Genomic DNA, 14,336 nt, shown 5'->3' with positions numbered 1-14,336 from the left:
CCCGTGATGATGTAAATGAGGAGAGGTTCGTATGTGGAATAGATGTATGATCTGCTTCTCAGGCCGGGCTCTGGCAGGGGAGACGCGAGGTCCGTCCCTCAAGCTGCCCGCCATGCAGAACCCTTCACCTAAAAGGTTTGAACTGTCTATCGCTTTGGGATGTCAGTCAAAACTTGAGGTCCGTCCCTCACATTAATGTTTGAAGTGGCGGATGCCGGTCATGACCATGGTGATGCCGTATTGGTCTGCTTTTTTGATGGAGTCTTCGTCACGGATGGAGCCTCCGGGTTGGATGATGGCTGTGATGCCTGCTTTTGCGGCGGCTTCTACGGTATCGTCCATAGGGAAGAATGCATCAGATGCCATGGCGGCTCCATTGGCTTTCGCACCGGCTTGCTCGATTGCAATGTTTGCAGCACCTACGCGGTTCATCTGTCCCGCACCGACTCCAACTGTCATATGAGCATCTGTCACAACAATTGCGTTCGACTTCACATGCTTCACGACTTTCCATCCGAGCTTCATAGCGTCCCATTCCGCTTCCGTCGGTTCACGTTTCGTCACGACTCTCAGGTCTGCATCGTCAAGGGTGAACGTGTCATCCGCTTGAACCAATAAACCACCTTCGACCGTCGTCAACTTATGCTCGATTTTGTTTGTGGATTCAAATGGAACCGTCAATAAACGGATATTCTTCTTGCCTGAAAGAATTTCAAACGCTTCGTCACTGAAAGCAGGAGCGATGACGATTTCCAGGAAGATTTCATGAAGCTGCTTGGCAGTTTCTTCATCCACGATACGATTCAACGCGACAATCCCTCCGAAGATGGATGTAGAATCCGCTTCATACGCTTTCGAAAACGCTTCGTGGATGGTCTGACCGACGCCGACTCCACACGGATTCATGTGCTTCACCGCTACAGCCGCCGGTTCCGTGAACTCTTTTACAATTTGAAGGGCAGCATTCGCATCATTGATATTATTATAGGAAAGCTCTTTCCCGTGAAGCTGTCTTGCCATGGCTACAGAGAATTCAGAGCCGAGTGGTGCGCGGTAGAAGGAAGCTTGTTGATGAGGGTTTTCTCCATAACGCAGCGTCTGCTTTAGTTCATACGTTCTTGTAAAACGCTCAGGATTCTCTTCACCCGAAATGTCTGTCATGTATTCTGCGATGAAGGCATCATAAGCTGCCGTATGACGGAATACCTTGGCGGCCAACTTACGACGTCTCTCCAGTGAAGGTTCACCATGAAGCTTTAACTCAGCGATCACTTCATCATAATCCAACGCATCGACTACGACCGTCACATATTGATGATTTTTTGCAGCGGCACGCAACATTGTCGGCCCACCGATATCGATGTTCTCAATCGCTTCTTCTACACCGACATTCGGCTTTGCGATGGTTTGCTGGAAAGGATAAAGGTTGACACATACGAGGTCGATACCCTCGATTCCCTGTTCCTGCATCTGTTTGAGGTGACTTTCTTCCCCACGTTTTGCAAGAAGTCCACCATGGATATTAGGGTGAAGGGTTTTTACGCGTCCTTCTAAAATTTCAGGAAAGCCCGTTACTTCTTCCACTCCCATGACGTCTACGTCATTTTCTAAAAGGAGCTTCTTCGTTCCACCAGTTGAAATGATGTCATATCCGAGTGTCTTCAATTCCTTTGCGAATTCGATGACACCACTTTTATCTGAAACACTGATTAATGCTCTCTTTTTCAATGTCTGATCCTCCTCTGCCTGCTGTAATGCTGATATTCATTTATTATTTTCAAACCCAAGGTCCGTCCCTCATCACTTTATCACACTACCATAACAAAGCAACCTATCTCTTCCCCGCTTTAGTGTCCGGTGGTGAGGAAGAGGTGGTTCAGGGTGTTCGGGTATAGGTGGTGCTCGACGTGCTGGATTTTGTCCTGGAGTGACTGCCTGGTTTCACCTGTTGTGACCCGGACGATTTCCTGTGCGATGATCTCACCGGTATCCATCCCTGCGTCCACGAAATGAACCGTAACGCCGGTGATCTTCACCCCGCCGTCGATGGCTTGTCCAATGGCGTCTTTCCCTGGAAAAGAAGGGAGGAGTGACGGATGAATATTGACGATCCTTCCACCGAAGCTTTCGAGAAGCGTTGGACCAATCAATCTCATATACCCTGCTAATACAATAAAATCAACATCCAAATGAGCCATCTCATTCAGGATTTCCTGTTCAAATGCCTGCTTGTTCTCATAGTCCTTAGCCCGAAAAACGAAGGTCGGGATTCCTGCAGTTTGGGCGCGGTGGATGACAAACGCGCCCGGCTGGTCACATACAAGAAGTCTGATATTCGCTTTCAGAGTTCCGCTTTGTACAGCGTCTACCAATGCTTGAAAATTACTTCCGCTTCCTGATGCAAAAATGGCAATCTGTCTCATGACTCGCCCCCGTTATTGACATGCTCACCCTTCATTTCAACGAACGAAGCGTACCCCTGATCCTTTCGTCACACGTCCGATGATAAAGGCTTCTTCACCCTGTTCGTTAAAAAATTGAAGAATGTCTTCTGCTTCACTTTCTTCAACTGCTAATACAAATCCGATACCCATGTTGAAAATGTTGTACATTTCGCTGCGGGGAATGTCTCCATAGTACTCAAGGGCGGTGAAAATGCCTGGAATATCCCAGCTGCCTTCGGTTATCTCCGCTTGCAGGTGATCCGGCAGCATACGTGGAATATTTTCAATGAAACCTCCGCCGGTGATATGTGACATCCCTTTGATGGAGAATTGTTTCAGTGCCGCTAATACCGGTTTAACGTAAATCTTAGTCGGTGTGAGCAATGCTTCCTTTAATGTGGTCCCGATTTCAGGTAGTGATTCTTCCAAAGAAAACGACTGATCTTCGAAGAATACTTTTCTCACTAAAGAGTACCCATTACTGTGTATACCACTGGAACCCAGTCCGACTAACACATTTCCTTCAGAAATTTCCGTTCCTGTGATGATCTCTTTTTTTTCACAGGCGCCTACAGCGAAGCCGGCGATATCATATTCTTCATCTGAATACATACCGGGCATCTCGGCGGTCTCTCCACCGATCAGCGCACAGCCCGCTGTTTCACATCCGTCCGCGATTCCTTTTACAATACCTTCTATCTTCTCCGGGAGTGCTTTCCCGGTCGCTATATAGTCTAAGAAATACAGTGGTTCCGCTCCTTGAACGACGATGTCATTCACACACATGGCCACACAATCGATTCCGATCGTATCGTGTTTGTCTGCCATGAAGGCAAGCTTCAGTTTTGTTCCGACTCCATCTGTCCCCGAGACGAGAACGGGTTCCTTCAAATTCAAGGAAGATAAATCGAACATCCCGCCAAAGCTGCCCAATTGACCGAGAACTCCTTCACGCGCTGTCCGTTTCACATGCTTTTTGATCCGGTCGACGGATTCGTATCCCGCTTCGATATCTACTCCTGCCTGACGATACGCATTTGCCATCATGATTCCCCCTATTTCACTAACTCTTTTTCATGTGGATGAAGTGTATCCGGGTAGATTTCCGTTGGATACTTCCCTGTAAAGCAAGCCATGCATTGACCACGGTTCTCTGATGAATCATCCCGCCCGATGGCTTTGATCACGCCTTCCGGACTCAAGAACGTCAGTGAGTCCGCTCCGATGATCTGGCGCATCTCCTCCACTGAGTTGGAAGAGGCGATCAGTTCTTCATGAGTCGAAGTATCGATGCCGTAGAAGCAAGGGTTCTTAATCGGCGGTGAACTGATGCACACATGCACTTCCTTTGCCCCCGCTTCCTTCAGCATCGTCACGATCCGTTTCGATGTCGTTCCCCGTACGATGGAATCGTCGACCATGACGACACGCTTGCCCTCAACCACTCCCCTTACAGGTGAAAGCTTCATCTTCACACCCTGTTCACGAAGGGATTGAGAAGGCTGAATGAATGTACGCCCTACGTAACGATTCTTGATCAGTCCCAATTCATATGGGATGCCTGATGCTTCCGCATAGCCGATGGCACTTGAGATGCTCGAATCCGGCACGCCTGTGACAACATCCGCTTCAATCGGTGCTTCATTCGCCAGTTCCATCCCCATCCGCTTTCTAGCGGAGTGGACGTTGATCCCCTGGATATTGCTGTCCGGTCGTGAGAAGTATACATACTCCATCGTACACATCGCATTCCCGCCTGAATAACTAAACCGTTCTGAGGTCAATCCCTCATCATTGATGATCACAAGCTCCCCCGGTTCGATATCACGTACGAATTCAGCTCCTACAATATCGAAGGCACATGTTTCTGACGCCACACAGTAAGCATCCCCAAGCTTACCGAGAGATAATGGACGAAGACCGTGTGGATCAAGTGCCACCATCATCTCTGTTTCTGTCATCACTGTAAACGCATAGGCACCCTTCAACATGGTCAATGCGTTTTTCACACGGTCTTTCAGATTGCGGTACCCGCTTCTTTTGATTAAATGTGCCAGCACTTCTGTATCCGAGCTTGTTTGAAAAATACTCCCCTGTCCTTCAAGCTGATGCTTTAAGGCGTTCGCATTGACGAGATTGCCATTATGAGCAAGAGCAAGGCTGCCATTCTGCGAGTTGAAAAGGAGCGGCTGAACATTTTCATAGCCTCCGCCCCCGGCTGTAGCGTATCGCACATGACCGATGGCCGAATCCCCTTCAAGCTTCTCGATGGTGCCTTCCTGGAACACTTCCGTTACGAGGCCTTCCCCTTTCAAGCAGCGTAACGTGTCACCGTCGGAAACGACAATTCCTGTTCCTTCTTGTCCTCTGTGCTGCAGACTATGAAGTCCATAATACGTAATTTGCGCGGCATTGGGATGTCCCCATATCCCGAATACGCCACATTCTTCGTTTAAACCTTTGATTTCAGCAGGCATGGGATCGCTCCTTTCCAAGCTGACTCTAATTCTTCAACTGACGCTTCTAATAGTAGGTCCCCTTTTTCCGATGTCACCTTGATTGCTCCAAGGTCGGTCACGTCACCAATGACCTTTGCCTCTGGAACGAGTTTCTCAAACTCAGTCTTGTGCTCCGGTTTGACCGTAACGATGAACCGTGATTGTGTTTCACTGAAAAGAGCTGCCACATTGTTTTCTCCTGAAACGTGGACGTTTGCTCCCAATCCTTTTGTTCCAAACGTGGATTCTGCAAGAGCAACGGCGAAACCACCTTCAGAGATGTCATGGGCAGATGCCACAAGACCTTTCTGAATCGCTTCTAACAGCTGCATTTGCCGGCGAAGCTCCGTTTTCAAATCGATCGTAGGTGCCTGACCGAAGATCTTTCCTTCTGTCAGCTTTTGAAGCTCACTTCCACCGAACTCTTCACGTGTTTCACCAATCACGTAAATAGTATCCCCGGCTTCCTTGAAGCTTTGAGTCGTAATATGATCGACATCCTCAATCAGTCCGACCATTCCGACAACAGGTGTTGGATAAACGGCGGTCCCCATGGATTCGTTGTATAGCGAAACATTTCCACCGATAACCGGAGTCGACAGCTCACGGCATGCCTCGCTCATTCCGTCAACGGATTTTTCAATCTGCCAGAAAATTTCCGGCTTCTCCGGATTTCCGAAGTTCAAACAGTCCGTAATCGCAAGTGGGATCGCTCCTGAGCAAACGATATTACGGGCTGCTTCAGCTACTGCAATCTTTCCTCCGACTTCCGGATCAAGGTACAGGTAGCGGGAATTACAATCCGTTGTCATGGCAAGGGCTTTTCTTGTGCCGCGTACACGTACGACCGCTGCATCCGAACCCGGGCTCACCACCGTACTCGTTCTTACTTGATGGTCATATTGATCGTATACCCATTCTTTACTTGCGATCGTCGGCTGCTGTAACAATGCTTTAAGTGTCTCTTTATAATCTTCAACCTTTGGAGCAGGCGTTTCCATTGCTTGAAACTCCTTATAGTAAGCCGCTTCTTGAGAAGGCTTGTTATAAACAGGGGCTTCCTCAGCAAGTGCATCGACGGGTACATCTGCCACCACCTCACCTTTGTGAAGAAGGCGAAGGCGTTTATCATCGGTTACCTTCCCGATGGAAACCGCTTCTAAGTCATATTTTGAAAAAAGATCGACGATTTCTTGTTCACGGCCTTTTTCCACGACGATCAGCATACGTTCTTGTGATTCTGATAACATCATTTCATATGCCGTCATGCCTCTTTCACGCTGAGGGACAAGATCAAGGTCCATTTCGATTCCGGATCCCGCTTTACTTGCCATTTCAGCGGATGAACTTGTAAGACCTGCTGCTCCCATATCCTGAATGCCGACAAGGGCATCATTCTGAACAAGCTCCAGACACGCTTCAAGCAGTAATTTCTCCATGAATGGATCTCCCACTTGAACCGCCGGGCGCTTCTCTTCCGATCCTTCATTTAATTCCTCGGATGCGAAGGTGGCTCCGTGAATGCCGTCGCGGCCTGTTTTCGCCCCGACATACATGACGGTATTGCCGACACCGTGCGCCTGACCTTTCTTAATATCTTTATGATCGATCAATCCGACACACATGGCGTTTACAAGAGGATTTCCTTCATACGAAGCATCAAATTGAACTTCCCCTCCGACCGTCGGGATTCCGATGCAGTTACCGTATCCCGCGATACCCGCTACGACTTCTTTAAATAGATACTGAACACGAGGAGAATCCAGCTCTCCAAAGCGTAAAGAGTTGAGGAGTGCGACAGGTCTTGCCCCCATCGAGAATACGTCTCGTATAATACCCCCGACACCCGTTGCCGCTCCTTGATAAGGCTCGATGGCCGATGGATGATTGTGACTCTCGATTTTGAACACAACTGCTTGATCATCGCCAATATCAACAATTCCAGCTCCTTCTCCAGGTCCTTGGAGAACCCGTTCACCTGTCGTTGGGAATTTCATCAATACAGGCTTCGAATTTTTATAGCTGCAATGCTCTGACCACATCACAGAGAAGAGACCGGTCTCTGTGTAGTTCGGTGTTCTTCCGAGGATGTTTTCCACCATTGAAAATTCTTCGTCTGTTAAACCCATCTCACGATAAAGCTGTTCATCTTTCACTTGTGTTGAAGTTGGTTCAAGCATTAACGACATGTTTTTCCCTCCAGTGTTTCACAATCGATTGAAATAGTTTCTTCCCGTCTTCACTACCTAGTAAAGTGTCCATGGCTCGTTCCGGATGAGGCATCATTCCTAGAACATTTCCTGCTTTGTTTGTGATTCCTGCAATATTCTCAACGCTTCCGTTTGGATTTTCATCGCTATAGGTGAATACAATTTGATTATTTTCACGTAAAGTGGTCATGGTCTCTTCGTCACAGAAGTAGTTTCCTTCACCATGAGCGATCGGAATTTGGATCACATCATTCTTTTCGTACCCGTTCGTAAACATCGTTTCATTATTTTCAACGGTTAACGGCACTGTTTTACAGATGAACTTCAAGCTGTCATTCCGGCGCATGGCCCCTGGCAGTAACCCTGTTTCGAGTAGAACCTGAAATCCGTTGCATACACCAAGAACCGGCTTTCCTTGCTCTGCCGCCTTCACGACCTCTTTCATGACGTTCGAGAAACGGGCAATCGCTCCTGAACGAAGGTAATCCCCGTACGAGAATCCCCCTGGTAATAGAATCGCATCATAGTCTTCCAGATTATCAGCATCGTGCCAAACATATTCGACTTCTTCACCGATTTCGTCTTTGATCGCATGGTACATATCGATGTCACAGTTAGAGCCTGGGAATACAATTACTGCAAACTTCATTGAGCGACACTCTCCTCGATTTCATATCGGTAATCCTCGATGACCGGATTGGCAAGCAGTCGATGACACATCTCTTCAACCGTCGCCTCCACGTTTTCAACAGATGATGGAAGAGTCAACTCCATATACTTCCCGACGCGCACATCTTCAACACTTTTGAATTCCATTGAATGCAGCGCTTGTTTCACAACACTTCCTTGAGGATCTAATACACTTTCTCTTAATGTGATATAAACTTTTACTTTGTACATAGCTTGTTTCCTCCTAAGCGTTCTAAAATGATTGAGTATACTTCTGTTAAACTTCCAATATCTCTTCTGAAAACATCCTTATCAAGCTTTTGGTTCGTTTCGGCGTCCCACAGACGGCATGTGTCGGGTGAGATTTCATCCCCTAATAAAATCGCTCCGTTACGGTCCTTCCCAAACTCCAATTTGAAATCGACGAGAGTGACTCCCGCTTCTTTGAAAATCCCTTGAAGGACTTCATTCACATCTAGTGCCATGGCTCTGATCTCAGCCCGTTCTTCCCGCGTCGCAATCTCCAGGAAATCAATATGATCATCCGTGATGATCGGGTCCCCTAGATCATCATCCTTATAGTAAAATTCGATGATCGGCTTTTGAAGGGGTGTCCCCTCTTCTTTTCCAAGCCGTTTTGACAGACTTCCAGCAATCACGTTCCGGACTACGACTTCAAGTGGAATGATGTTCACACGTTTGACCAGCTGCTCATCCTCTGAAATCTGTTTAATAAAGTGACTCTGAATCCCTTTTTCAGCAAGCTTTGAAAATAGCAAGCTCGAAATCTTATTATTTAAAACCCCTTTGCCGTCGATATCCGCTTTCTTCTCCCCGTTAAAAGCAGTGGCAGAATTCTTATACTGAATCCAAACGACGTCTTCATCTTGTGTGGCGAAAATCTGTTTCGCTTTTCCTTCGTATAAAAGCGTTCCTTTTCCCATGTAAAATCCCCCTGTTCGTTGAAAATTGCCAATCTTCAGTCTATATTTCCATAAAAAAAGGGAGGGATTCCGCTAAAAACCCCTGCCTTATTCTTTTGTCAGAAGGACTTACTCCACTAAGCCGCATCGTTCAAAGATTGTATCCACATGTTTTAGGTGATAGTTGTAATCGAAGCAGTCATCAATGTCAGAAGGCGTTAGCTTGGACGTGATGGTTGCATCCTCCTCGATAAGAGAACGGAAAGCCACTTGCTTCTCCCAAGCCTCCATCGCTTTCGGCTGAACCGTATCATACGCCTCTTCACGAGTCATGCCTTTATCGATAAGGGCCAAAAGAACACGTTGAGAGTAAATCAAGCCAAGTGTGCGATCCATATTACGCTGCATATTCTCCGGGAAGACCGTCAAATTCTTGATGATATTTCCGAAACGGTTCAGCATGTAATTAAGGGCGATCGTCGCATCCGGCAGGATCACACGCTCTGCAGAAGAGTGTGAAATATCACGTTCATGCCATAACGGCACGTTCTCATACGCTGTCAGCATATATCCTCTGATCACACGGGCCATTCCCGTCATGTTTTCAGAACCGATTGGGTTACGCTTATGAGGCATCGCTGAAGACCCTTTTTGACCTTTTGCAAAGAACTCTTCCACTTCACGCGTCTCACTCTTCTGCAGGCCGCGGACCTCAACGGAAAACTTCTCGATGGACGTCGCAATCAATGCAAGTGTCCCCATATAATGAGCGTGACGATCACGCTGAAGTGTTTGTGTAGAAACAGGTGCCGGCTTGATGCCAAGCTTTTCACACACATAAGACTCAACAAAAGGATCGATATTTGCATACGTTCCAACGGCACCGGAAATCTTACCGAATTCCACTCCATCTGCAGCCGCTTTGAAACGTTCCACATTACGCTTCATCTCTTCATACCAAAGGGCAAGCTTCAGACCGAAAGTAGTCGGCTCAGCGTGAACCCCATGCGTACGTCCCATCATGACCGTATGCTTATGCTCGATTGCCTTGTTCTTTAAGATTTCGACAAAGCGTTCCAAATCTTTTAAAATGATTTCGTTCGCCTGCTTAAGTTGATATGAAAGAGCCGTATCCACTACGTCCGTTGAAGTCAGTCCGTAATGAACCCATTTTCTTTCTTCTCCAAGCGTTTCAGAAACCGCTCTTGTGAAGGCGACTACATCGTGACGCGTTTCTTCCTCGATCTCTTTAATGCGATCAACATTGAATCCCGCGTTCTCACGGATCTTCGCCACATCCTCTTTCGGAATATCCCCGATTTCAGCCCATGCTTCACATGCCAAAATTTCCACTTCAAGCCAGGCTTGAAAACGATTTTCCTCTGTCCAAATTGCTCCCATTTCAGGGCGTGTATAACGTTCTATCATACCAGTCGTCCTCCGATCTTTTCTTGCACCTTCCAAATCCCTGCTTCGCTTATGCTCGACAATGTCCCTTCTATATCGTTCGTCAATAGAGTGACATGCCCCATCTTCCGTTTCGGCTTCGGTACATCCTTGCCGTAAAGATGGATAAACCAGTCAGGGTGCTTTGGAACAGCCTTCATAATAGGCTCGATATGCTCTCCTAATAGATTAACCATCACAGCGTTCTTTAATAAGGTCGGTTGAACAAGCGGCCAGTTGCAAACAGCTTTGACGTGCTGGGCAAATTGAGAGAAATCACACGCTTCAATCGAGTAGTGACCTGAATTATGAGGTCTAGGAGCCAGCTCATTAATATAGATGTCCCCATCTTCGGTCAGGAACATCTCAATCGCCAGCGTCCCTACAAGGTCAAGTGTCTCACTGATTCTCTTCGCCATCCCGATTGCTTTATCTGCTGTTTCTTCACTCACCCTTGCCGGCGCGATCGTTTCATGCAAGATGTTATCCACATGAATATTTTCCACTACCGGAAAGTTCGTTTGCTGTCCATCAGGATTACGTGTCACAATTACGGATAACTCTTTTTCAAAAGGTATCCACTTCTCCAGCACACACGGACCCTTCTCCAATAAAGCAGCGGCTTCATCTATTTCCTCCGCTTGCCGGATCACATACTGCCCTTTACCGTCATAACCGCCTCTTGTCGTTTTTAAAACCACTGGATAGCCAAGCTTTTCTATATTATCATAGATGTCCTTCTGTTGTTTAATCACAGCATACGGAGCCACTTCCACCCCTGCAAAGGTGAGGGCTTCCTTCTCCATGATGCGATCCTGAGTAATACGGATCAATTCCGCCCCTTGAGGTAAATAGGCACGCTCTGACAACCATTTCAGCGCTTCATAATCAATATTTTCAAATTCATACGTAATCACATCGCACTCTTCAGCCAGTCTGTGCAAAGCATCATACTGGTCAAAGCCTGCCGTGATCACAAGATCTGCCACCTGTGCACATGGTGAGTCCGGGGATGGATCTAATACAGCCACCCGAAAGCCTCTTGCTTTCGCATCAAGTGCCATCATCCGACCAAGCTGTCCGCCCCCGATGATCCCGATCGTATGTCCTGGTAAAATCGTCTTCTTATTCAAGGTCATCACTACTTTCCATCACTTTTTCCCGTAGTGCACTTCTTCTATTTTCCAACGTTTCCGCCAACTCTGCATTTTCAATCGAAAGAATCTGTGCGGCAAGGAGTCCGGCATTTGTGGCCCCAGCCTTCCCGATCGCCACCGTCGCAACAGGAACGCCGCCCGGCATCTGCACGATCGACAACAGGGAATCCATTCCGTTCAGTGCCTTAGACTGAACCGGTACACCGATCACAGGCAATGTGGTCTTCGCTGCCACCATTCCCGGCAAGTGTGCTGCTCCGCCTGCACCTGCAATTATAACCTTCACTCCACGGTTTCTTGCACCTTCCGCAAATTCAAACATAAAATCAGGTGTCCTGTGAGCCGATACCACCTGTTTCTCAAATGGAATCTCCAGCTCCTCCAATACCTCACACGCATGCTTCATTGTTTCCCAGTCCGATGTACTTCCCATGATCACTGAAATCATAATGGTGACAGGCACCTCCCGTAGTTTACCTTAGTCCCTTTTCACAGAAAAATACCCAGATCAATTGTTCTCTACACTCGGAGAGAAAGCAATTGATCTGGGTATTTTAAAGAGAATGGTCCCGTTTTATCCGATAGGGCCACAAACGCACTCGTATCCAGACAGCTACTTTCCCTCATAGTCCGACCATTTACGGTAGTCAGGTAGAGACTCATGGGCCATATTCCCATTATTATATGAGGGGATTCGGTTTATTTGTTTCAATCATAACGTGATATCGAGAACCTGTCAACGAATAATCGAACGATAATAAAAGTCTGAAAATTAATGTTCGGATTTGAAGCGTTTACTCTTCCATCTTCTTCCCTTCAAAGACAATCGTCTGTCTAATAGGGACATATTCTGTTTTGTTACCTTCTTCCTTCTCTTCAAACACGGGCTTTTCCATCCGTCTTACTGGCATATAACCCATTTCCTTCATACGATCCAGACAATCTGCAATCGTCTCGGTTTCCTGCACTTCAAATAATAGTTTCTTTTTACTCATTCTTTTAATTTTCCTTTACGTATATTTCGCACCGTTTTCACCCAGAACCCTCCGTGAATCGCTTTCGGTTCATAAGCAATGATAAATGCTTTCGGATCAAGCTCCTTAATTGTATCATACAGCTTCATCTCATACTTTCTCGGAGTCAGAATCTGCAGGGCCATACGATTCCCCTCAAGACCATTCGCCTCCCAGTTCGTCACCCCGTATCCACGGGCACGAAGCTCATTCGGAAGTGCCTTATCATACTCCTTCGTAATTACATTCACCGTAATATACCCAAGAGCCAGCTTCTCCTCTATCTTCATCCCGACAATCACACCAAGACCATACCCGACCGCATACGCAATCAAATTCTGAATCTCATTCAAATTGTCCAATACAAGCCCAAGGCCCACAACATAAATAACAACCTCAAACGTACTCACGAACGCAGCAATATATCGATAACCCTTTAACGTCAAAATCATCCTGATCGTAAAAAAGGATACATATACAACATTGATGATTAATATGATCGCTACCATCACAAAGCTATTGTCTAACACCAAGATGCTCCTCTCTCCACTACTACCTGTAGTATGCTCAAATTAAGTTCCTATTTTACTAGAAAAAACAGATAATATGAACCACTTCATGAAAAAATTTATGTGATTACAAGGTGACAATTTCTAGAAAAAATGTGGTCTTATTACGTGTGTTTCCTGTTTTGCGTGGATTGAAACATGAAATGGGGTGTGAGGAGGGGTGTTGGGGTTGGGATTGGGATTGGGTTTTGGATGGGATAGTGGCTGGGAGTGGGATTGTGATCTCTGGTCAATATTGTGAAATATTGAACAATATTCACGAACTTTTAATAAAATGTTGCCTAATGGGCGGATTGCTATTCAAGTATTGAGAGGGGACGTTATTCTTTCATTTAATAATCTTTAATTGGATTATAGCATTCATTTGTAAGTCTGCTATTTTCATTGAATGAAAGAGGCAAGCTAAACTAATTGCGTCATTATTTTTTTATTTGCGTCATTTTTCTTTTATTGCGTTTTTTACCAATTCCCTCCTAATTCTAGCCACCTCACACTTAGAGACAAATAAGTTTAGGATTTTTGTCAAGCGCTCCTTCAAATGAGCAATCATGCGGGAAATGATAGGGATCAAGCCGGTAATAAGATAATCGTGCGGGCTAAGAGTTTTTCATGCGAGGTTGTGATTTATCATGCGACATTTCAAATAATCATACCAGGTGACCGAATTTTCTTTACGCCGTCCTCACCAGCACACTCATCCCTCTTCTAAATCCCTTCTTCGTGAACAGACAGACACTCCATTCCAATAACAGTCTCTCTTCCACTATGTTATTCGAACAAAAATTAAAACAAAAAAAGAGTAACCCCTAAGAGCTGCTCTTTTTCCTATTTGCCTGGCGAAGTCCTACTCTCACAGGGGGAGCCCCAACTACCATCGGCACTGAAGGCTGCGGCCAGTGATGAGCGGCGAATCTCTTCGTCCGCTTCACTCGTTCAGATCCTCGTGTGGAAACCACACTCCGGTCTTCTCTCCTTCGCGTCCTCGACCTTCTTGCTCCTCCCTACCCTCGCACTGCGGTCGAAGAGAAATCAGATAAAACACTTATATTCTTCAAATAAAAGTCAAAACAAAAAAAGAGTAACCCCTAAGAGCTGCTCTTTTTTCCTATTTGCCTGGCGACGTCCTACTCTCACAGGGGGAGATCCCCCAACTACCATCGGCGCTGAAGAGCTTAACTTCCGTGTTCGGCATGGGAACGGGTGTGACCTCTTCGCCATTATCACCAGACGAATATTCAATTGAAGGGATTGTTCCTTCAAAACTAGATAAAGAATTGATGTCAAGAAAGCCGAATACCGACCAATTGTTGTTCATATAAATATGACTCTTTGTGGTTAAGTCCTCGATCGATTAGTATCAGTCAACTCCACATGTCGCCATGCTTCCATCTCTGACCTATCTACCTA

13 protein-coding genes, 1 rRNA gene and 1 riboswitch are annotated in these 14,336 nt (G+C 46.4%); all 14 genes read right to left on the bottom strand.

Going from position 1 to position 14,336, the window contains the following annotated elements; translation table 11 throughout:
• Positions 1-192: 192 nt before the first annotated feature.
• Positions 193-1,728, bottom strand: a complete 1,536-nt coding sequence (purH, locus tag NQ095_RS10400; protein ID WP_258263405.1) for a bifunctional phosphoribosylaminoimidazolecarboxamide formyltransferase/IMP cyclohydrolase — start codon at positions 1,726-1,728, stop codon at positions 193-195.
• A 119-nt stretch (positions 1,729-1,847) separates the two neighbouring features.
• Complete coding sequence (gene purN / locus NQ095_RS10395; RefSeq protein ID WP_258263404.1) at positions 1,848-2,423, bottom strand: phosphoribosylglycinamide formyltransferase; 576 nt, start codon at positions 2,421-2,423, stop codon at positions 1,848-1,850.
• 36 nt (positions 2,424-2,459) lie between these two features.
• Entirely contained in the window at positions 2,460-3,488 is a 1,029-nt protein-coding gene (gene purM / locus NQ095_RS10390) for a phosphoribosylformylglycinamidine cyclo-ligase (protein WP_258263598.1), read from the bottom strand.
• A gap of 11 nt (positions 3,489-3,499) precedes the next feature.
• Positions 3,500-4,921, bottom strand: a complete 1,422-nt coding sequence (purF, locus tag NQ095_RS10385) for an amidophosphoribosyltransferase (RefSeq protein ID WP_258263403.1) — start codon at positions 4,919-4,921, stop codon at positions 3,500-3,502.
• Positions 4,897-7,131, bottom strand: a complete 2,235-nt coding sequence (gene purL / locus NQ095_RS10380) for a phosphoribosylformylglycinamidine synthase subunit PurL (RefSeq protein WP_258263402.1) — start codon at positions 7,129-7,131, stop codon at positions 4,897-4,899. The genes purF and purL overlap by 25 nt, the downstream gene beginning before the upstream one ends.
• A complete protein-coding gene (gene purQ / locus NQ095_RS10375; protein WP_258263401.1) occupies positions 7,115-7,801 on the bottom strand; it encodes a phosphoribosylformylglycinamidine synthase subunit PurQ in 687 nt (228 codons plus the stop codon). The genes purL and purQ overlap by 17 nt, the downstream gene beginning before the upstream one ends.
• Positions 7,798-8,052, bottom strand: a complete 255-nt coding sequence (gene purS / locus NQ095_RS10370; RefSeq protein WP_034760827.1) for a phosphoribosylformylglycinamidine synthase subunit PurS — start codon at positions 8,050-8,052, stop codon at positions 7,798-7,800. The genes purQ and purS overlap by 4 nt, the downstream gene beginning before the upstream one ends.
• Complete coding sequence (gene purC / locus NQ095_RS10365; protein WP_258263400.1) at positions 8,040-8,765, bottom strand: phosphoribosylaminoimidazolesuccinocarboxamide synthase; 726 nt, start codon at positions 8,763-8,765, stop codon at positions 8,040-8,042. The genes purS and purC overlap by 13 nt, the downstream gene beginning before the upstream one ends.
• 108 nt (positions 8,766-8,873) lie before the next feature.
• Positions 8,874-10,172, bottom strand: a complete 1,299-nt coding sequence (gene purB / locus NQ095_RS10360) for an adenylosuccinate lyase (RefSeq protein WP_258263399.1) — start codon at positions 10,170-10,172, stop codon at positions 8,874-8,876.
• Positions 10,169-11,329 (bottom strand): 5-(carboxyamino)imidazole ribonucleotide synthase, encoded by a 1,161-nt coding sequence (gene purK / locus NQ095_RS10355; protein WP_258263398.1) that lies wholly within the window; start codon positions 11,327-11,329, stop codon positions 10,169-10,171. Before purK ends, purB begins: the two co-directional genes overlap by 4 nt.
• Entirely contained in the window at positions 11,316-11,795 is a 480-nt protein-coding gene (gene purE, locus NQ095_RS10350; RefSeq protein ID WP_375162832.1) for a 5-(carboxyamino)imidazole ribonucleotide mutase, read from the bottom strand. Before purE ends, purK begins: the two co-directional genes overlap by 14 nt.
• A gap of 158 nt (positions 11,796-11,953) precedes the next feature.
• Positions 11,954-12,055: riboswitch (purine riboswitch) on the bottom strand.
• Between the two features lie 86 nt (positions 12,056-12,141).
• On the bottom strand, positions 12,142-12,342 hold the full coding sequence (locus NQ095_RS10345; protein ID WP_258263396.1) for an NETI motif-containing protein: 201 nt from the start codon (positions 12,340-12,342) through the stop codon (positions 12,142-12,144).
• The gene (locus tag NQ095_RS10340) at positions 12,339-12,890 is read right to left on the bottom strand and encodes a DUF2179 domain-containing protein (protein ID WP_060671612.1); all 552 of its coding nucleotides are present in this window, start codon (positions 12,888-12,890) and stop codon (positions 12,339-12,341) included. Before NQ095_RS10340 ends, NQ095_RS10345 begins: the two co-directional genes overlap by 4 nt.
• Before the next feature lie 1,150 nt (positions 12,891-14,040).
• A 5S ribosomal RNA gene (rrf, locus tag NQ095_RS10335) occupies positions 14,041-14,157 on the bottom strand.
• Between the last annotated feature and the right edge of the window lie 179 nt (positions 14,158-14,336).

Source organism: Rossellomorea sp. SC111, from assembly GCF_024733565.1.
Classification (GTDB): domain Bacteria; phylum Bacillota; class Bacilli; order Bacillales; family Bacillaceae_B; genus Rossellomorea.
The sequence above is the reverse complement of the archived record's forward strand: the minus strand, read 5'-3'. Positions and strand labels throughout refer to the sequence as shown.